Genomic DNA, 18,156 nt, shown 5'->3' with positions numbered 1-18,156 from the left:
CGGTAAATTTTTGCGGGGCGCCACGAAAGGACGACGGGTGTCATCTTTTTCTCATCGCATCTGCAAAACGGCCGGAAACTGAATCGGATCCGCCTTGGACCGGGTATCTATTCCTCTGGAGAAGGGGGGCTGTCTCGGCGTCCCGGTCGTACGACTCCTGACGATCGGCGACTCGGACGATGACGTTCGGCAGGGTTGATCCCTGCCGTTCCGGCACGATGGTCAGACGGACGGTCCGTGTCATCAAGGATGCCGCGATGTTCCACCGCTTCGCCCTGGTCACCGGTGCTTCGTCGGGCATCGGCGCCGCCTTCGCCCGCGCGCTGCCGGCCGAGACGAACCTGCTGCTGACCGCGCGCGACGCCGAGGCGTTGGCCCGCGCGCAGCAGGCATTGTCCCGCCCCGGCCGCACGGTGGAGGTGCTGGCCGCCGACCTCACCGCCGACGACGGCCGCACCGCCCTGATCGCCAGGGCGGAGGCGCTGGGCATCGACCTGCTGATCAACAACGCGGGCGTCGGCGCCTTTGGCTCGGTGATCGCCAACGCGCCGGAGGATGAGCGCGCCACCGTCGAGCTGAACGTCACCGCGGTGACGGTGCTGACCCGCGCGCTGCTGCCCGGCATGATCGACCGCGCCGCCGCGGCGAACCGCCGGGCCGGGCTGCTGCTGGTGTCCAGCACCACGGCGTTCCAGCCGGTGCCGTACCTCGCCACCTACAGCGCCAGCAAGGCGTTCCTGCTGTGCTACGGCGAGGCGCTGGCGGCGGAACTGCGCGGCAAGCCGGTGGACGTGCTGGTGCTGTGCCCCGGTGCCACGCGCACCGGCTTCGGTCGGGGCGCGGGGTTCCGGGTCGGCCGGCTGCCCGGCGCCGACAATCCGGACCGCGTGGCGCGCGCCGGGCTGGATGCGCTGGGCCGGCGCACCGTGCACGTCATGGGCATGGCCAGGCGCACGGCGCTCGCCCCCTTCCTGTGGTCGCGCCACACCGCGGCGGGGGGCCTGGGCGCGGTGCTGGCGGTGTTCGACCGCGGTGGCCGCTTCGGCCGCCGGACGGATGCCTGACCGGATAACAAAACCTTCATTGGGATTCCCGGTGGGATGGAGGCTAAACCGTCGCCCGCAGCTCAGGCAGGGCAAGGATCGACGGACATGGACGGGTTCGCGCTGGCGCCCCGGCGCTGGGGTTTGTACGTCACCGTGCGGCGCGCGCTGAGCGAGGCCGAGCGCGACGAGTTCGCCGACCTGTTCCAGCGCGCCTGCTGGTTCCTGCGCGGGCGCGGCGCGGGGTGGAGCATCGTCGCCGATCTCTGCGGCGTGTCGCTGTCGCCGGACCTGCACGAGCGTCTGGCCGCCCCCATGCACCTCGCCCGGCAGCACGACGCCGGTCGCGTCGCGGCGCTGGTGCGCGGCGGCGAGGACGCGGCGGTGGTGGCCGGCGCGCTGCGCGCCGCCGGGCTGGCCGAGCGCGCCCGCGTGCTGGTGGCGGCCGATCCGGGTCCGGAGTCGCTGCGCTGCGCGCACGACTGGGCGCTGAAGGGGGCGGAACCGTTCGGCTGCGGCTGCACCGCCTGACTTGTTCCGTTTCCGCCGCGGTGCTTCAATGCCGCGCGGGGAACGGGAGGGACGATGGCGGACGCGAGCGGGGTGACGGGAACGGGGCCGGCGTTCGGCTGGCTGGAGCTGCCCGACGGCGCGCGCCTGCGCACCGCCCATTGGCCGGCATCCGGCGAGGTGCGCGGCACGTTCGTGGTCCTCACCGGCCGCGCCGAATTCATCGAGAAGTACGAGGAGACCGCCCGGACGCTGCTGATGCGCGGCTTCGAGGTGTTCGCCATGGACTGGCGCAACCAGGGTCTCTCGACCCGGCCGTCCCCGAACCCGCAGCGGCATCACGTCGAGGACTTCGCCGCCCTCGCCGGCGACCTGGAGCGATTCGTCGCCGAGGTCGTGGCGCCGAGGGCGCGCGGGCCGCTGGTGCTGCTGGCGCACTCCATGGGCGGGCTGGTGGCGACGCTGCACGCCGCGCGGCATCCGGAACGTTTCCGCGCCGCCATCCTCTCCGCCCCCATGCACGACATCAACCTGCGCGGCTTCCCGGCGTGGCTGGCCCGATTCCTGGCGGACGCGGCCTGCGCGCTGGGCTTCGGGGCGCGCTACGCCTTCGGCCAGGGCGATTATGACCCGCGCGAGGCGGCGTTCGACGGCAACGTCATCACCGGCGATCCGCGCCGCTACGCCGTCTTCCACGACGCCTACCGCGACCGGCCGGAGCTGCGCGTCGGCGGCGTCAGCTTCGCCTGGCTGCGCGCCGCCTTCCGGGCGTCCGACGCCGTGCGCACCACCGAGCCGCTGGACCGCGTGCGCTATCCGGCGCTGCTGCTCAGCGCACCCGGCGACCAAGTGGTCGATTCGGCGGCGCAGCGCGCGGTCGCCAAGCGCTGGCCGTCCTGCGAACTGGTCGAGTACGCGCAGGCCCGCCACGAAGTGTTGATGGAGTGCGACGCGATCCGCGACCGCGTGTGGGCGGACATCGACGCCTTTCTCGTCCGCCATTCCCTGTAGAGTGCACCATGCCCGATTTCTGGAGAAGTTCCGGCTACCACCTGCTGGCCCGCGATGCTGAGGGGAGGCTGGAGGTCACCGACGACTTCCTGCGCGCCTACCTGCTGCGCCCGGAGATGCAGCCGCCGTCCGAGGCCTGCGCCAACGAGGTCGCTCTCTACAACGGTCTCCTGGAGGAGCCGCGCCGTCCGGTCGCCGAATCCGAGGTGGCGGCGCTGGCCGACCCGGACGCGCGCGAGAACTTCCAGGTCTGGCTGGGCTTCCGCGACCGCCTGTTGGCCGCCGGCACGCTGGAGGGCTGCTACCTGCGCCTGTTCCGCGAGGGCGCGCGCGGCGTGCCGGGGCTGTTCATCGACCAGCTGGTGCACGCGATCCTGCGCGGTCTGCTCGACGAGACGCCGTCCGGCCTGCGGGCGCGGGCGGGCGAGCTGTTCTTCCGGGGCCAGACGGTGTCGCTGGACGACGGCCGGGTGCGGCTCGCCGATTCCGAGACGGTCGCCATGCACGCCGCCACCGGCGGCTTCGGCAACCTCGGCCGGCTGGTGGTCGAGGCCGGCACGGCGCCGCGCTCGGTGGAACTGGACGTGCTCGACGAGCGCTCGCACGTCCACTACTGGGGCCGCGACGAGGCGTACGACACGGTGCTCGACGTCACCTTCGGCGCCGCCGGGCTGGACGCGCTGTGCCGGTTGCTGGAGCGGTGGGTGGCGCATTTCCTCGGCGTGACGGTCGTCATCCACCCGGTGCAGACCATCCGTGACGAGCGCTGGGTGTGGCACGTCGGGCTGGACGCCGAGGCGACGGCGATCCTCAACGACCTCTACAACGGGGCCGAGGTCGGCGAGGACCGCCTTGCCCGCATCCTGGCGCTGTTCCGGCTGGAGTTCGCCGATTCCGCCGCCATGCGCCCGGACCTCGCCGGCCGGCCGGTGTACTTGGCCATGGCGATGGCGCCGGACCGCACGCTGCGCCTCAAGCCGCAGAACTTGCTGATGAATCTGCCGCTGGCGTCGATTTCCTGACGCGTTTTGCCCCCCTCCCAACCTCCCCCCGCTTCGCAGGGGGAGGAGTTTTCCCCTCCCCTGCGCAGCGGGGGAGGGGGCAGGGGTGGGGGCAAGAGTCACGCCTCCACCAACGTCCCCATCGCCTCCGCGATCACATCCATATCGTGATCGCTGACGCCAAAGAGCCCGAAGCGCAGCTGATAGCCCCAGTTCCGTCCGCCGGCCGCGAAGTCCAGCGCCCCCAGCAGCGGCCGGATCGGCGCCTCGCGGGCGTCGTTCCAGGCCACGTCGCGGCGGAACGGGTGGAAGCCGCCGCCCATGTCGGCTTGGTAGACCTCGCCCGGCTTCACCACGCCCAGCGCCGTGAAGGCCTGCAGCGTGTCGCCGCCGCGGAAGGTGCCGGTGGGCGAGTAGTAGGCCACCCGGTCCCCCGGCCGCAGGCGGCGCAGCGGCGCCGCCTTGCCGTGGCAGACCTGCATGAAGCCGCCGGCCCGGCCGATGCGCACGTGCTCGGCCGAGGCGACGGCGATCCAGGCCCGCGCGCTCACGGCTCGCCCGGGGCGTAGACGCGCAGGCGGTGCCCGTCCGGGTCGAGCGCCGTGAAGGTGTGGCCGAACTCCATGGCCGTCGGCTCCTGCGCGATGCGTAGACCGCGCCGGCTCCAGTCGGCGTGCGTGGCGCCCACCGCGTCGGCGTCGGCCACGGTGAACACCAGCTCGCCGCTGCCAGCCGCACTGGCCGCGGCCGGCTGCACCGTGTGCCGGGCCCACAGGCCGAGCTTGAAGCCCGAGGGCAGCGCGAACATGGCGAAGCCCGGCGAGGACTCGACCGGCTGGATCCCCAGCAGCTCGGCGTAGAAGGCGGCGCTGGCCGGCGCGTCGGCGACGTAGAGGATGACGAAGTTCGGGTCGTGCATGGCGGTGTCCTCCGGTTCGTGTCTGTTGGAGGATCCTAGACGCACCTGCTGTCAGATTCTGTCAGCAGCGTTCATGGCGGCGCGATGCCGGTTTCCTCCCGCCACGCCTTCAGCAGCGCGTGCCGCCGCCGCGGGTAGCGGGTCTCGCTGACCTCCAGCGCGACGATGCGGTCGGTGCGGAAGTGGCGGATCGCCCGGCGCAGCTCGCACCACGCCGCCACCACGCGCGTCCGGTCGAAGAATCCCAGGGCGAAGGGCCAGACGGTGCGTTGCGTCTGCGCGTCCGACGCGTCGCGGTAGGCGATGACCAGCTTGCGCTCGGTCCGGATCGCTTGCCGGATCGAGGCGAGTTCGGCGTCGCCGGCGGCGATCGGCTCGCCGGGGCCGACCAGCAGGGCCGAGGCGTCGAGGGAATCGCGCAGATCGGGCGGCAGCACCGCGGCGATGCGGGCCAGCGCGCTGCGGGCGGCGGCGCCGAGCTGCGAATCGCCCCGCCGCGCCACCCAGCGCGCGCCCAGCACCAGCGCCTCGATCTCCTCCTCGGTGAACATCAGCGGTGGCATCAGGAAGCCGGGGCGCAGCAGGTAGCCCACCCCCGCCTCGCCGTCGATGCGCGCTCCCTGCGCCTGCAGCGCGGCGATGTCGCGGTACAGCGTGCGCAGGCTGACCCCCAGCTCGTCGGCGAGCGCGCGGCCGCTCACCGGCCGGCGATGGCGGCGCAGGATCTGGATGAGGTCGAGCAGGCGTTCGGCGCGGGCCACGGCGGCGTCCCCGGGGGCGTGTGAGACATCATGCCACCTTCGGCGACTCCCGGTGCAAGCGTATAGCGGCCCCTGGGAGAGCGACGACAGCGCCGCGCCGGGCAACGGGCGGCCATATGGGGGAACACGCCGATGCACGCCAAGACCATGAAGCCCTCTGCCGACCCGCGCTGGGACGCGGTCCGGTGGCAGGACGGGTTCGGAGTCGGCCATCCGGGCATCGACGCCGACCACAAGCGCCTGTTCGAGCTGTTCAACGAACTGGTCACCGCGGTGAACGACAACCGCGCGGATTCGGAGATCGAAGGCGTCCTGGTCGAGCTGCTGGAGTACACCGACAGCCACTTCGACCGCGAGGAGCGGCTGATGCGCGAGCACGCCTACCCGGACTTCGCCGCCCACAAGACCATGCACGACACCTTCGTGCGCCAGATCCACGACGTGAACAACGCGCTGGACGCCGGCGGCGAGCAGGGGGCCTACGTGCTGGGCTTCCTCGGCAAGTGGCTGTCCGGGCACATCCTCGGAGTCGACAAGAAGCTCGGCGCCTTCCTGCGCGAGCGCGGCGTTCCGGAATAAGCCGTCCGCCGTTCGGGGCACCCGCGGGGAGAGTCCCCCGCGGCACCCCGCTTTCCCCCGCGCGACGCCCGTCCGCGCGGCTTTCGGCGTGCCTGCGGCGTACCAGATCTGGTGTTTCCGTCGGGGCTGGGGAACCTTGGAAAACTATGCACGTTGTTCACAGGCACACCATATCCTGGGGATAAGTCGGCACGGCCCCCTAGTGCTTGTTGACCGACCACCCATACGTGGTAGGGTGCGCACACCACACATCATCTGGTGTCGGGCGGCGGATTTTTGCGTGCCTGTGCCAAGGGGAAGGGAGCTCGAGAAGTACCATGCGGATCCAGCGACGTTTCACGAGCGAAGGTCAGGACGCGTACGCCAGCATCGGCTTCCGCCGCACCGGCAGTGAGATCCGCAACCCCGACGGCTCGGTGGTCTTTTCGCAGCAGGACATCGAGGTGCCGGAGGGCATGAGCCAAGTCGCCTCCGACATCCTGGCCCAGAAGTACTTCCGCAAGGCCGGCGTCCCGGCCGCCCTCAAGGCCGTCGAGGAGAACACCGTTCCCTCCTGGCTGTGGCGCAAGGAGGCCGACGAGGCCGCGCTGGCGAATCTCCCGAAGGAGAAGCGCGCCGTCGGCGAGACCTCGGCCAAGCAGGTCTTCGACCGTCTGGCCGGCACCTGGACCTACTGGGGCTGGAAGGGCGGCTATTTCGATTCGGAGGGCGACGCGCGCGCCTTCTTCGACGAGATGCGCTTCATGTTCGCCTCGCAGATGGCGGCGCCGAACAGCCCGCAGTGGTTCAACACCGGCCTGCACTGGGCGTACGGCATCGACGGCCCGAGTCAGGGCCACTTCTACGTCGACTTCAAGACCGGCCTGCTGACCTCCTCGGCCTCGGCCTACGAGCACCCGCAGCCGCACGCCTGCTTCATCCAGTCGGTCGCCGACGACCTCGTCAACGAGGGCGGCATCATGGACCTGTGGGTGCGCGAGGCGCGCCTGTTCAAGTACGGCTCGGGCACCGGCTCCAACTTCTCCAAGCTGCGCGGCGAGGGCGAGCGTCTGGCCGGCGGCGGCAAGTCGTCGGGCCTGATGAGCTTCCTGAAGATCGGCGACCGCGCCGCCGGCGCCATCAAGTCGGGCGGCACCACCCGCCGCGCCGCCAAGATGGTCACCGTCGACCTCGACCACCCGGACATCGAGGCGTACATCGACTGGAAGGCGGTCGAGGAGCAGAAGGTGGCCGCGCTGGTCGCCGGCTCGAAGATCTGCCAGCAGCACCTGACCCAGGTGATGGCCGCCTGCCAGAACGGCACGGATCCCAAGGAGAACCGCGAGCTCAAGAAGGCGATCGTCGCTGCCCGCAAGGCGCAGATCCCGGAGAACTACATCCAGCGCGTGATGCAGTTCGCCAGCCAGGGCTACACCCACATCGACTTCAAGACCTACGACACCGACTGGGATTCGGAGGCCTACCTGACGGTGGCCGGCCAGAACTCCAACAACTCGGTGCGCGTGTCGGACAAGTTCATCCACGCGGTGATGGACGACGGCGCCTGGGACCTGATCGGCCGCACCAACGGCAAGGTCGTCAAGACGCTGCGCGCCCGCGACCTGTGGGACAAGATCGGCCACGCCGCCTGGGCCTGCGCCGACCCCGGCGTGCAGTTCGACACCACCATCAACGACTGGCACACCTGCCCGGCGTCGGGGCGCATCAACGCGTCCAACCCGTGCTCGGAGTACATGTTCCTCGACGACACGGCGTGCAACCTGGCGTCGCTGAACCTGATGACGTTCCGCCGTCCGGACGGCAGCTTCGACGTCGAGTCGTTCGAGCACGCCTGCCGCCTGTGGACCGTCGTGCTGGAAATCTCCGTGCTGATGGCGCAGTTCCCGTCGAAGGAGATCGCCCAGCTCTCCTACGAGTTCCGCACCCTCGGCCTCGGCTTCGCCAACCTCGGCGGTCTGCTGATGGCGTCCGGCCTGTCCTACGACTCGGACGAGGGCCGCGCGCTGTGCGCCGCCATCTCCGCCGTGATGACCGGCGTCGCCTACGCCACCTCGGCCGAGATGGCGCAGGAGCTGGGCCCGTTCCCGGCCTTCGAAACCAACCGCGAGCAGATGCTGCGGGTCATCCGCAACCACCGCCGCGCCGCGTACGGCGAGTCGGAGGGCTATGAGGGCCTGTCGGTCAAGCCGGTGCCCTTCGTCGCCGACCTCTGCCCGGACGACGAGCTGGCCTTCGCCGCCCGCCGGGTGTGGGACGAGGCGCTGAGCCTCGGCGAGCAGCACGGCTACCGCAACGCCCAGGCCACGGTGGTCGCGCCCACGGGCACCATCGGTCTGGTGATGGACTGCGACACCACCGGCATCGAGCCGGACTTCGCCCTGGTGAAGTTCAAGAAGCTGGCCGGCGGCGGCTACTTCAAGATCGTCAACCGGCTGGTGCCGGAGGCGCTGGGCACGCTCGGCTACTCCGACGAGGAGATCGAGGAGATCGAGCGCTACGCGGTCGGCCACGGCACGCTGAAGGGCGCGCCGGGCGTCAACCACGAGAGCCTGCGCGCCAAGGGCTTCACCACCGAGGCGCTGACCAAGCTCGAGCTGTCGCTGGGCACCGCCTTCGACATCAAGTTCGTCTTCAACAAGTGGACGCTGGGTGTCGACTTCATCACCCAGCAGCTCGGCATCTCCGCGGAGCAGCTCGACGCCCCCGGCTTCGACCTGCTGACCGCGCTGGGCTTCGGCAAGGCCGAGATCGAGGAGGCCAACACCTTCTGCTGCGGCGCCATGACGCTGGAGGGCGCGCCGTACCTGAAGGACGAGCACCTCGCGGTGTTCGACTGCGCCAACCCGTGCGGCCGCATCGGCAAGCGCTTCCTGTCGTGGGAGAGCCACATCACCATGATGGCGGCGGCGCAGCCCTTCATCTCCGGCGCCATCTCCAAGACCATCAACATGCCGAACTCGGCGACGGTGGAGGAGTGCAAGGACGCCTACCTGATGTCCTGGCGCCTCGGCCTGAAGGCGAACGCGCTGTACCGCGACGGCTCGAAGCTGAGCCAGCCGCTGTCGGCCGCGCTGGTCGAGGACGAGGAGGACGGCGTCGAGGCCATCGTCGAGGCGCCGAACGCCGCCCGCACCCAGATGGTGTCCGAGCGCATCGTCGAGAAGGTCATCGAGAAGATCGTCGAGCGGAAGATCGCCGACCGCCAGAAGCTGCCGCACCGCCGCAAGGGCTACACCCAGAAGGCTATGGTCGGCGGGCACAAGGTCTACCTGCGCACCGGCGAGTACGAGGACGGTCGCCTGGGCGAGATCTTCATCGACATGCACAAGGAAGGTGCCGCCTTCCGCTCGCTGATGAACAACTTCGCCATCGCGGTGTCCATCGGCCTGCAGTACGGCGTGCCGCTGGAGGAGTTCGTCGAAGCCTTCACCTTCACCCGCTTCGAGCCGTCGGGCATGGTGAGCGGCAACGACGCCATCAAGATGGCGACGTCGGTGATCGACTACCTGTTCCGCGAGCTGGCGATCTCCTACCTCGGCCGCAACGACCTGGCGCACGCCACGCCGGACGACCTGCTGCCGTTCACCGTGGGCACCGGCGACAAGCAGGCCGACCTGCCGGAAGCCGCCCAGGTGCAGCCGTCGGACATCGTCCGCCGCGTCGCCTCGACCGGCTACGTCCGCAACAACCTGCGCGTCCTCGACGGCGGGCAGGCGCAGCGGGCGGCGGCGGCGATGCAGATCGCCGCGCAGGCCACCGTCGCCACCGCGGCGGCCACCGGCACCACCGGCGCAGCCCCGGTCTCGACCGCGGCGGCGGTCGCCGCCTCGGCCACGGTGGCGGTCGGCACCGCCTACGGCGGCAGCTACTCGGACAACCGCTACGACCGCGTGCGCGAGGCCAAGGCCCGCGGCTACGAGGGCGATCCGTGCGGCGAGTGCGGGAACATGACGCTGGTCCGCAACGGCACCTGCCTCAAGTGCGACACCTGCGGCTCGACGACGGGCTGCTCGTGACCGGCCGCCATCCCGGCCGATGAAGGAAAGGGGCGCTTCTCGGAGCGCCCCTTTTCGTTTGGGCGCGCGCCAGCGCCGACGGGTCGGGCATGCCGCCGAATACGGGAATAATCATCTCGCGTTACAGCGCAGAGGTGCGCCACAGTCCCGGTGCGGACGGGGTGGTGGGCAGGCCACCACCCCCGCCGCCTAACGGAGGGACGAGGATGAAAGAGATCCTCACTCTCCTGATCCTGCTGCTTCAGGTGACCAAGGCATTGCTTGATTACCTGAATCGGTAAGGATCGGGCATGGAGGACAGGGGGATCGGAGCCCCTGTCCTCCATGCCACCAAGATAGAGCGAATCGAGCCTCTCTACAACCGTCCCTCATGGAGCGGGAAACATGACAACTTGCAAATGCGACTTACTCGCATTATCAAGGAAGCTCTCAGGGGTTATGCCAGGGAGTCGGCCATGTGCGAGCGCTGCCAAGGGATCAGCCTGCCCATCCTCCGCCGCGACCGGCGCAAGCTGTGGGAGATCCCGCACAGCTACCACTGCGCCATCGTCGGCACCTGCTTCTCGCCCGAGGACATGGCGTGGCTGCGCCGCAAGCTGAAGCTGACGCTCGCTCCGGACGCCCGCGAGTACGACGTCCACCGGTACTTCGTCGAGCAGGCGGGGCTATCCGGGCCGGCGTCCCGGCTGATGCACAAGCGCCTGGACGAGAAGTTTTCCGGCGAGGTGCGCCGTTTCGCCCGTGAAACGGGCGAGGAGGGCTGGCGCGCGCTGTGGGAACAGGCGCTGGCTTCCGGCAGCGTCGCGGCGGCGTTCTGGGCGCTGGCCAGCCACGGCTGCGTGTCCGACGACCTGAAGCTGCGGGCCTACGCCGACGTGCACATGCTGTCGCACCTGATGGGCGGCGAGAACCGGCGCAGCCTGCGGGAGAACCAGAACCTCGGCCGGCGCTGCGCTGAGCTGGAAGGCCGGCTGGCGCGCGCCGAGCGCTCGGCGGCCGAGCGGCTGGAGGAAAAGGATGCGCGCATCCGCGAGCTCGAGGCGGAACTGGGCCAGCGCCGCGCCGCCGCGCCGATGCGCGCGCCGCGCTCCGCCTCCGGTCCGCGGTCGGGGCGGCTGCTGCGCGAGGTGAACGCCTTGCGCCGGCGCGTGGCGGTCGAGCGGCTGCGCGCCCGCACCGCCGAGGCGGAGCTGGACCGGCTGCGGCGCCTGCTCGACGACGCGCCGCGCACGCAACGGCCGGTCGGATCGGAGTCCGAAGTGGCACCCGCGCCGCGCGACCTTGGCGGGCAGGCGATCCTCTACGTCGGCGGGCGGCCCAGCCTGCTGCCGTTCCTGCGGGCGGCGGTGGAGTCGCGCAACGGCTGCCTGCTGCACCACGACGGCGGGTTCGAGCAGGCCACCCGCTGCCTGGAAGGGCTGGTCGAGCGCGCCGACGTGGTGGTGTGCCCGATCGACTGCGTCAGCCACGACGCCTGCCTGCGCGTGAAGGGGCTCTGCCGCCGCCTCGACAAGCGGTTCCTGCCGGTGCGCAGCGCCGGGGCCACCACCTTCACCCGGGTGCTGGGGGTGCTCGGACGGGCAGGCGAGGCAACACCGCCGCTGTCCGCCGGTTGATGCCCTGACATCATGGGGAAGAACACGACGGACAACCCGTGCGTCAAGGCGTGCTCGTTCGACGCGGCCGACCTGTGCCGTGCCTGCTTCCGCACGCTCGATGAGGCGCGGCGCTGGAAGCGGCTGCCCGATGGCGAGAAGGAGGCGGTCAACGCGCACGTGCGGCCGCTGATGGACGCCGGCGGAAAGGGCGGGCGCAAGCGGCTGCGCAAACTCGACCGCAAGATCGCCAGGCTTGAGGAGAAGCTGGCGGCGTTGCGGGCGGAGCGCGAGGCCGCAGCGGGCGCGGCATGAGCGCGCGCCTCCCATCGGCAGAGTTGGAATGGGCCGGCAACCCCGGTACCGTCGCGCTCACGTTTCGGCCAATGTCTCACCACGAAATTCAGGAGAGTGTCCATGGAAGGGCGCAAGGTTCCGTCGGTCGTCTTCAAGACCCGGGTGCGTGACGAGAGCGTCGGCGGCCCGAACCCGTTCCGCTGGCAGGACGTCGCCAGCGACGAGCTGTTCGCCGGCAAGCGCGTGGTGGTGTTCTCGCTGCCCGGCGCCTTCACGCCCACCTGCTCCAACGAGCAGTGCCCGGCGTTCGAGCGGCTGTACGACGAGTTCCGCGCCCTCGGCATCGACGAGATCTACTGCCTCAGCGTCAACGACGCCTTCGTCATGTTCCAGTGGGGCAAGAGCCTGAACCTTGCCAAGGTGAAGCTGATCCCCGACGGCTCGGGCCACTTCACCCGCCGCATGGGCATGCTGATCGACAAGGATCATGTCGGCTTCGGCATGCGCTCCTGGCGCTACGCCATGGTGGTCAACGACGGCGTCGTCGAGAAGTGGTTCGAGGAGCCGGGCATCAACGACGAGGGCAAGAACGGCGACCCGTACGGCGAGTCGGCGCCCGAGAGCGTGCTCGGGTACCTGCAGAGCCGCTAACCGCCGCGCATCCGGCGCTGGGCCTGCCGCAGGGGCAGGCCCAGCTGCTCGCCGGCGCGGGTGCGGGCGGAATCGACCCGGCGCATCACCGGCGTCACCGTCGTGCCGTGCACGACGATCGACACCAGCACGATGAAGCCCACCACCGCCCACAGCCGGTCCGGCCGCGGGAAGTTCGCCGCGTTCAGCGCGTAGGCGAGGTAGTAGAAGGATCCCATCCCGCGGATCCCGAAGAAGCCGATCACCGCCTGCTCGTGCCGCGGCATCCCGGACCCCAGCAGCCCGGCGAAGCCCGCCGCCGGCCGCACCGCGAACAGAATGACCGCCGCGCCCAGCGCGTCGACCCAGGTCAGCGGCTCCAGCAGACCGCGCGCCAGCGCACCGCCGAACAGCACCAGCAGCGCCATCATCAGCAGGCGCTCGGTCTGCTCGACGAAGTCGTGCAGCTTCTCGTGGTAGTGGTGCGAGCGCTCCTCGTGGCGCAGCGCCACCGCGGCGACGAACACGGCGAGGAAGCCGTAGCCGTGTGCCGCCTCGGTCACCCCGTAGGCGATCAGCGTGATGCCCAGCGACACGAAGCCGTCGCCGGTGCTCGACAACCGCGCCCGGTTCGGCACGTGAAAGGTCAGGAAGCCCAGCGCCTTGCCGACCAGCCAGCCGACCCCGACCCCGGCGAGCAGCTTCCACACCACGTCGATGCCGAACCACTCCACCGTCCACGAACCCGGCTCCGGGCCGGAGGCGAGCGCCAGGGCGACGGCGAGGTGCACGAAGGGGAAGGCGAGGCCGTCGTTCAGCCCGGCCTCCGAGGTCAGGCTGAAGCGCACCTCGTCCTCCTCGCCGGAGCGCGGCGGGCCGACCTGCACGTCCGACGCCAGCACCGGGTCGGTCGGCGCCAGCGCCGCACCCAGCAGCACCGCCTCCGCCACCGACAGCCCCAGCCCCCACCAGCCGATCAGCGCGATGGCGGCGATCGACAGCGGCATGGTGATGCCGAGCAGCCGCCACGTGACCATCCACGATCGCCAACCGACCGGCCGGTCGAGCTTCAGCCCGGCGCCCATCAGCGCGACGATGACGATCAGTTCGGTCAGCCGCTCGGTCGCCAGCGGGTATTGCAGCGGGTCGGGGAATTTCAGGATCGGGATCTGGAACAGCCCGAAGCCGAACAGCACGCAGACGATCGGCAGCGACAGCGGCAGTTCCTTCAGCACCATCGGCAGCCACGCCACCAGCAGGATCAGCAGGCCGATGCAGACCAGAGCCGTGATGTAGGAGTCCATGATGCACGCTCTCCCCGGCCGCCGGACCCGGCCACCCCCGGGAGGAGAACGCGTGGATCAGCCGTTCGGGTGCATCCCGGCCTCAGCCGCCATGCTTTCCATGGTGCCCGTGCCCCGGATGCTGCTCCGCGTTGCCGGTGTAGCCGCGCAGCGCGTCGTAGCGGGCGATCTGCTCCCCGCTCAGCGCCGCGCGCGTCTCCAGGTGTGCGGCGAGGTGGACGGCGCGCAGCTCGCCCCACAGCTTGCCGATCCCGGCGGTCGCCTCGGCCAGCGACTCGCGGTCGATGCGGCGCTCGGCGAAGCGGCGGTCGAGCGCGCGCTCGGCCTCGACGATGGCGGCGCCCAGCGGCTTCGCCGCGGCGGTCATGCGGGCCTGGATGTCCTTCAGCGTGGCGATCTGTTCGGGGCTCAGCGCCAGCTCTGCCGCGAGGTCGAGGGCGTGCGGCGGTCCCGGATAGCCGTTCAGCTCCGCCGCCTTGGCCAGCGCCATGCCCTTGCCCTGCAGCAGGCCGTCCACGTCCTCCGCCGACAGCGCCTTGATGGTGCGCGTCTCCTGTCCGGCATAGGGCGAGGTCTGGGCGAGTGCGGCGGCGGGGGCGAGGAGGAGGGCGACGACGATCAGGCTGCGGGCGGGCATGGCGGTTTCCTCGGGCCGGGGGGTGCGGCATGATCGCCATCGCCGCGCCCAGGCGCAACGCCGACGATCGGCCGGCTTGCCCGGCCGGTCCCGCACCCCACATGGGCAGGGCACCCTTGCGCGATTCCTGGCCGCACGATCCCCGGACCATCCCGATGCCGTTCCACCGCTCCCTCGCCGCGCTGTCCGTTGCCGTCCTGCTGGCGCTGCCGGCCGTCCCGCGCGCCGACGACGCCAAACCCGAACCGGCGAAGGCCGAGCGCAGCGACAAGCCGGCGCCGTTCGAGGCGCAGCGCACCGTCACCCACCACAGCCGGGCCGGGCTGGCCTACACCGCGGTGACGGAGTTCCTGCCGGTGCGCGAGGGCGGCAAGGACGAGGTGCTGGCGCGGATCTTCACCACCACCTACACCCTCGACGGCGCGGACGCCGGCAAGCGGCCGGTCGCCTTCGTGTTCAACGGCGGCCCCGGCGCCGCCTCGGCCTACCTGCACCTCGGCGCGCTGGGCCCGCGCATCGTGCGCTTCAACGACGACGGCACGCTGCCGCGCCCGCCGGCGCCCATCATCGACAACCCGGACACGTGGCTGCGCTTTACCGACCTGGTGTTCGTCGACCCGGTCGGCACCGGCTACAGCCGCGCGCTGAAGTCCGGCGACGACGCCGAGAAGCGCTTCTGGAAGCCGGACGCCGACGCGCGCACGCTCTCCGAGACCGTCCGCCTGTGGATCGCCCGCAACGACCGCTGGGCCTCGCCCAAGCTGCTGGTGGGGGAGAGCTACGGCGGCTTCCGCATCGCCAAGATGGCGCGCCACATGGTGCAGCCGGCCGGCATCGGGCTCAACGCGCTGATCATGGTGGCTCCGGCCATCGACTTCGGCACCATCAACGACGAGACCACCGGGCTGCTCACCGCGGCGTTCAAGCTGCCGGCCATGGCGGCCAGCGCCGCCGCGCACGGGCTGGGCCAGGGCGGCGATCCCGCGGCGGCGGCGCAGCAGGCGGAACGCTACGCCCTGACCGGGTATCTGGCCGCGCTGGCGACGCTGGACGTCGGCAGGCTCGACGCGTCGGCGCCGCTGTTCGCCGAGGTGGCGCGGCTGACCGGCCTGCCGGTGGACCTGGTCGCCCGCCACCGCGGACGGGTGCCGGCGGGGGTGTTCGCGCGGGAGCTGCTGCGCGGGCAGGGGCGCGTCGTCAGCCTCTACGACGGCAGCTTCGGCGGCCCCGACCCCGATCCGGGCGCGTCGCGCGTGCGCGAGGATCCGTTCCTCACCGGCACCCAGCAGATCTACGCCACCGCCTTCGCCACCTACGTGCAGCAGGAGCTGAATTTCCGCACCGAGCTGCCGTTCCACCTGCTGAGCGGCGCCGTCAACCGTGGCTGGGAGTGGCCGCGCGAGGCCCACCCCAGCGCGCTGGAGGATTTGCAGCAGGCGCTCACCCTGACGCCGAACCTGCACCTGATGATCGCGCACGGCCGCAACGACATGGTGACGCCGTACCTCGGCTCGCGCTGGCTGGCGGCGCAACTGGAACTGCCGGCCGCGGAGCGCGGGCGCATCCGCGTGCCGGTCTACGACGGCGGCCACATGATGTACACGCTGCCCGGCCCGCGCGCCCGGCTGGCCGAGGATGCCCGCGCGCTGCTCGACGACGCGCTGCGCTGAGGCTATCGTCACCGCAAACAAGACCAGGAGGGTATATCCAATGTCCGGACGCATCGAGGCGCGCCTCAAGGAACTGGGGATCGAGCTGCCGCAGCCGGCGGCGCCGGTGGCCGCCTATGTGCCGACCACGCAGGCCGGCAAGATCCTGTTCGTCTCCGGCCAGGTGACGGTGTGGAACGGCGAGCGCAAGTTCCTCGGCAAGCTCGGCCAGGAGTTCTCGGTGGAGGAGGGCAAGCAGGCGGCCCGCCTGTGCGGCCTCAACATCATCGCCCAAGTCAAGGCGGCCTGCGGCGGCAACCTCGACCGCGTGGCGAGCTGCCTGAAACTGGGCGGCTTCGTCGCTTGCGGCCCGGACTTCCATGATCATCCGGCGGTGATCAACGGCGCGTCCGAACTGATGGTCGAGGTGTTCGGCGACGCCGGCCGCCACGCCCGCTTCGCCGTCGGCGCGCCGTCGCTGCCGCTGAACGTCGCCGTCGAGGTCGAGGCCGTGTTCGAGCTGGTGTGAGGACGCGTCGTCGCGCTTTGCAAGTTGCGACGCGATTCGGTCATTCCGGCCGGCGTGCGTCCGCGCGCCGGCCGGTCCGCGTGGCTTGAAAACACGCCCGGCCCCTCTCCCAGCGTGTTAGCTCAACTGGCATACGATTTGCGTACGAATTGCATAAGCTAGTATGCAAAGCTGGACGAGCGCCATGAAGAACACCCCATCCGACCCGCCGCGGAACGTCAGCCCTTATCTGCTGAAGCGCCTGCGGAGCATGGACGAGGCGGTGGCGGAGATCCAGGACCACTCGCTGCGCAGCAGCCTGCGCCGGCGGCGTGACGCGCTGGCCAGGCGGGTCGGGCTGGACACGGACGACGGGCCTGTGGATGCGTAAGGGCTTCCACCCGCCCTTGTCATAGGACCGGGACATGCCTAGGTCCCTTCCGGTCAGCACGAAGGAGGGGGCATGCCCGACGGCAGCGATGCCATCACCGTCAAGGTCCTGAACGGCATCGGCGAGGTCGCCGCGGCCGAGTGGGACGCCTGCGCCACCGACGGCAACCCGTTCGTCCGCCATGCCTTCCTGGCGGCGCTGGAGGAGTCCGGCTCGGCCGGCGCGCGCACCGGCTGGCAGCCGGCGCATCTGGCGGCGCTCGACGCGCAGGGGCGCGTGCAGGGCGTGGTGCCGGCCTACTTCAAGGGCCACTCCTACGGCGAGTACGTCTTCGACCACGCCTGGGCGAACGCCTACGAGCGGGCGGGCGGAAGCTATTACCCGAAGCTGCAGGTGGCGGTGCCGTTCACCCCGGTGACCGGGCCGCGCCTTCTGGTGCGCCCCGACGCCGGGCCGGGCGTGACGGCGGCGCTGATCCAGGCGCTGGAGGAACTGGTGCGCCGCACCGGTCTGTCCTCGGCGCATGTCACCTTCCCGCTGGCGGAGGAGTACGAGCGGCTCGGCGAGGCCGGCTGGCTGCGGCGGCTTGGCATGCAGTACCATTGGGACAACCGCGGCTACGGTTCGTTCGACGACTTCCTGGGCGTGCTCAACGCCCGCAAGCGCAAGGCGGTGAAACGCGAGCGGCGCGAGGTGGCCGACAGCTCGGTGCGCCTGCACACGCTGACCGGCGACGACCTGAAGCCGGAGCACTGGGACGCCTTCCACCGCTTCTACCTGGAGACCGCCGACCGCAAGTGGGGCGGCGGCTACCTGAACCGCGCCTTCTTCCGCCGCCTGGGAGCCTCCATGGCCGAGTCGGTCGTGCTGGTGATGTGCGAGGACAACGGGGAATGGGTGGCCGGCGCGCTGAACCTGATGGGCGGCGGCGTGCTGTACGGGCGCAACTGGGGCTCCGACGGGCGCTACCGCTTCCTGCATTTCGAGGCGTGCTACTACCGCGCCATCGACTTCGCCATCGAACACGGCCTGACCCGCGTCGAGGCCGGCGCGCAGGGCGAGCATAAGATCCAGCGCGGCTATCTGCCGCAGATCACCTACAGCGCGCACTGGATTCCCGACGCGGGTTTCCGTCGGGTCCTGGCCGCGCATCTGGATCGGGAGCGCGCCGCCGTGCACCAGGAAATAGAAATGCTCTCTGAGTGCTCTCCCTACCGTCAGGCCGGCGATTGACGGCCCTGGAAGCAATCGTGACGCCGTTGCCTAAAATGCAATCCTTGCCAAGCTTTTCGCAAGCCCGATATT

18 protein-coding genes are annotated in these 18,156 nt (G+C 70.6%); 13 read left to right on the top strand and 5 right to left on the bottom strand.

Translation table 11 applies throughout. The annotated features are described in order from the left end of the window. Positions 1-257 precede the first annotated feature (257 nt). The 4 genes from TSO221_RS12040 (at position 258) to TSO221_RS12025 (ending at position 3,586) form a co-directional block, all read left to right on the top strand. Positions 258-1,064, top strand: coding sequence for an SDR family NAD(P)-dependent oxidoreductase (locus TSO221_RS12040; protein ID WP_158284064.1), 807 nt, complete (start codon positions 258-260; stop codon positions 1,062-1,064). Between the two features lie 87 nt (positions 1,065-1,151). Then, positions 1,152-1,574 (top strand): hypothetical protein, encoded by a 423-nt coding sequence (locus TSO221_RS12035; protein ID WP_109118734.1) that lies wholly within the window; start codon positions 1,152-1,154, stop codon positions 1,572-1,574. Between the two features lie 54 nt (positions 1,575-1,628). Next, entirely contained in the window at positions 1,629-2,564 is a 936-nt protein-coding gene (locus TSO221_RS12030; protein WP_109118733.1) for an alpha/beta hydrolase, read from the top strand. 8 nt (positions 2,565-2,572) lie between these two features. Continuing rightward, entirely contained in the window at positions 2,573-3,586 is a 1,014-nt protein-coding gene (locus TSO221_RS12025; protein WP_109118732.1) for a DUF6352 family protein, read from the top strand. Between the two features lie 98 nt (positions 3,587-3,684). Here TSO221_RS12025 and TSO221_RS12020 read toward each other — a convergent pair whose 3' ends face one another. The 3 genes from TSO221_RS12020 to TSO221_RS12010 all read right to left on the bottom strand — a co-directional run bounded on the left by TSO221_RS12020 (position 3,685) and on the right by TSO221_RS12010 (position 5,245). Beyond that, positions 3,685-4,116: an EVE domain-containing protein gene (locus tag TSO221_RS12020; protein ID WP_109118731.1), complete on the bottom strand. Its 432-nt coding sequence runs from the start codon at positions 4,114-4,116 to the stop codon at positions 3,685-3,687. After that, a complete protein-coding gene (locus tag TSO221_RS12015; protein WP_109118730.1) occupies positions 4,113-4,484 on the bottom strand; it encodes a VOC family protein in 372 nt (123 codons plus the stop codon). The genes TSO221_RS12020 and TSO221_RS12015 overlap by 4 nt, the downstream gene beginning before the upstream one ends. 71 nt (positions 4,485-4,555) lie before the next feature. Further along, positions 4,556-5,245 carry a YafY family protein gene (locus tag TSO221_RS12010; protein WP_109118729.1) on the bottom strand — a complete coding sequence of 230 codons (690 nt, stop codon included), beginning with the start codon at positions 5,243-5,245 and terminating at the stop codon, positions 4,556-4,558. Between the two features lie 132 nt (positions 5,246-5,377). Here TSO221_RS12010 and TSO221_RS12005 point away from each other — a divergent pair, with 132 nt between their 5' ends. The 5 genes from TSO221_RS12005 to TSO221_RS11985 all read left to right on the top strand — a co-directional run bounded on the left by TSO221_RS12005 (position 5,378) and on the right by TSO221_RS11985 (position 12,383). Further along, positions 5,378-5,824 (top strand): bacteriohemerythrin, encoded by a 447-nt coding sequence (locus TSO221_RS12005; RefSeq protein WP_109118728.1) that lies wholly within the window; start codon positions 5,378-5,380, stop codon positions 5,822-5,824. A 317-nt stretch (positions 5,825-6,141) separates the two neighbouring features. Continuing rightward, positions 6,142-9,840, top strand: a complete 3,699-nt coding sequence (locus TSO221_RS12000; protein WP_109118727.1) for a vitamin B12-dependent ribonucleotide reductase — start codon at positions 6,142-6,144, stop codon at positions 9,838-9,840. Positions 9,841-10,295: 455 nt separating this feature from the next. Next, complete coding sequence (locus tag TSO221_RS36380; protein WP_247878021.1) at positions 10,296-11,456, top strand: DUF2325 domain-containing protein; 1,161 nt, start codon at positions 10,296-10,298, stop codon at positions 11,454-11,456. Positions 11,457-11,468: 12 nt separating this feature from the next. Further along, positions 11,469-11,750 (top strand): DUF1289 domain-containing protein, encoded by a 282-nt coding sequence (locus tag TSO221_RS11990; protein ID WP_109118726.1) that lies wholly within the window; start codon positions 11,469-11,471, stop codon positions 11,748-11,750. A 102-nt stretch (positions 11,751-11,852) separates the two neighbouring features. Further along, positions 11,853-12,383, top strand: coding sequence for a peroxiredoxin (locus tag TSO221_RS11985; protein WP_109118725.1), 531 nt, complete (start codon positions 11,853-11,855; stop codon positions 12,381-12,383). On the opposite strand, the gene TSO221_RS11980 is transcribed toward TSO221_RS11985, so the two are convergent. Then, positions 12,380-13,666: a sodium:proton antiporter gene (locus TSO221_RS11980; protein ID WP_109118724.1), complete on the bottom strand. Its 1,287-nt coding sequence runs from the start codon at positions 13,664-13,666 to the stop codon at positions 12,380-12,382. The genes TSO221_RS11985 and TSO221_RS11980 overlap by 4 nt on opposite strands. Positions 13,667-13,748: 82 nt before the next feature. Then, a complete protein-coding gene (locus tag TSO221_RS11975; RefSeq protein ID WP_109118723.1) occupies positions 13,749-14,303 on the bottom strand; it encodes a Spy/CpxP family protein refolding chaperone in 555 nt (184 codons plus the stop codon). Positions 14,304-14,332: 29 nt separating this feature from the next. Here TSO221_RS11975 and TSO221_RS11970 point away from each other — a divergent pair, with 29 nt between their 5' ends. The 4 genes from TSO221_RS11970 to TSO221_RS11955 all read left to right on the top strand — a co-directional run bounded on the left by TSO221_RS11970 (position 14,333) and on the right by TSO221_RS11955 (position 18,084). Further along, positions 14,333-15,973 carry a septum formation initiator gene (locus tag TSO221_RS11970; protein WP_247878020.1) on the top strand — a complete coding sequence of 547 codons (1,641 nt, stop codon included), beginning with the start codon at positions 14,333-14,335 and terminating at the stop codon, positions 15,971-15,973. A 40-nt stretch (positions 15,974-16,013) separates the two neighbouring features. Beyond that, on the top strand, positions 16,014-16,481 hold the full coding sequence (locus tag TSO221_RS11965; RefSeq protein WP_109118721.1) for a RidA family protein: 468 nt from the start codon (positions 16,014-16,016) through the stop codon (positions 16,479-16,481). 184 nt (positions 16,482-16,665) lie between these two features. Beyond that, a complete protein-coding gene (locus TSO221_RS11960; RefSeq protein ID WP_109118720.1) occupies positions 16,666-16,851 on the top strand; it encodes a hypothetical protein in 186 nt (61 codons plus the stop codon). Between the two features lie 72 nt (positions 16,852-16,923). Further along, a complete protein-coding gene (locus TSO221_RS11955; RefSeq protein ID WP_109118719.1) occupies positions 16,924-18,084 on the top strand; it encodes a GNAT family N-acetyltransferase in 1,161 nt (386 codons plus the stop codon). Positions 18,085-18,156 lie beyond the last annotated feature (72 nt).

Origin of the sequence: Azospirillum sp. TSO22-1 (assembly GCF_003116015.1) — a bacterium.
Lineage (GTDB): Bacteria > Pseudomonadota > Alphaproteobacteria > Azospirillales > Azospirillaceae > Azospirillum.
The sequence above is the reverse complement of the archived record's forward strand: the minus strand, read 5'-3'. Positions and strand labels throughout refer to the sequence as shown.

Coding starts and splice junctions, on each gene's coding strand:
- TSO221_RS12025 (WP_109118732.1), top strand. CDS start 2,573: ATGCCCGATTTCTGGAGAAGTTCCGGCTACCACCTGCTGGCCCGCGAT.
- TSO221_RS12040 (WP_158284064.1), top strand. CDS start 258: ATGTTCCACCGCTTCGCCCTGGTCACCGGTGCTTCGTCGGGCATCGGC.
- TSO221_RS11970 (WP_247878020.1), top strand. CDS start 14,333: ATGATCGCCATCGCCGCGCCCAGGCGCAACGCCGACGATCGGCCGGCT.
- TSO221_RS11960 (WP_109118720.1), top strand. CDS start 16,666: ATGAAGAACACCCCATCCGACCCGCCGCGGAACGTCAGCCCTTATCTG.
- TSO221_RS11975 (WP_109118723.1), bottom strand. CDS start 14,303: ATGCCCGCCCGCAGCCTGATCGTCGTCGCCCTCCTCCTCGCCCCCGCC.
- TSO221_RS11985 (WP_109118725.1), top strand. CDS start 11,853: ATGGAAGGGCGCAAGGTTCCGTCGGTCGTCTTCAAGACCCGGGTGCGT.
- TSO221_RS12005 (WP_109118728.1), top strand. CDS start 5,378: ATGCACGCCAAGACCATGAAGCCCTCTGCCGACCCGCGCTGGGACGCG.
- TSO221_RS12035 (WP_109118734.1), top strand. CDS start 1,152: ATGGACGGGTTCGCGCTGGCGCCCCGGCGCTGGGGTTTGTACGTCACC.
- TSO221_RS12030 (WP_109118733.1), top strand. CDS start 1,629: ATGGCGGACGCGAGCGGGGTGACGGGAACGGGGCCGGCGTTCGGCTGG.
- TSO221_RS12000 (WP_109118727.1), top strand. CDS start 6,142: ATGCGGATCCAGCGACGTTTCACGAGCGAAGGTCAGGACGCGTACGCC.
- TSO221_RS11965 (WP_109118721.1), top strand. CDS start 16,014: ATGTCCGGACGCATCGAGGCGCGCCTCAAGGAACTGGGGATCGAGCTG.
- TSO221_RS11980 (WP_109118724.1), bottom strand. CDS start 13,666: ATGGACTCCTACATCACGGCTCTGGTCTGCATCGGCCTGCTGATCCTG.
- TSO221_RS11990 (WP_109118726.1), top strand. CDS start 11,469: ATGGGGAAGAACACGACGGACAACCCGTGCGTCAAGGCGTGCTCGTTC.
- TSO221_RS11955 (WP_109118719.1), top strand. CDS start 16,924: ATGCCCGACGGCAGCGATGCCATCACCGTCAAGGTCCTGAACGGCATC.
- TSO221_RS36380 (WP_247878021.1), top strand. CDS start 10,296: ATGTGCGAGCGCTGCCAAGGGATCAGCCTGCCCATCCTCCGCCGCGAC.
- TSO221_RS12015 (WP_109118730.1), bottom strand. CDS start 4,484: ATGCACGACCCGAACTTCGTCATCCTCTACGTCGCCGACGCGCCGGCC.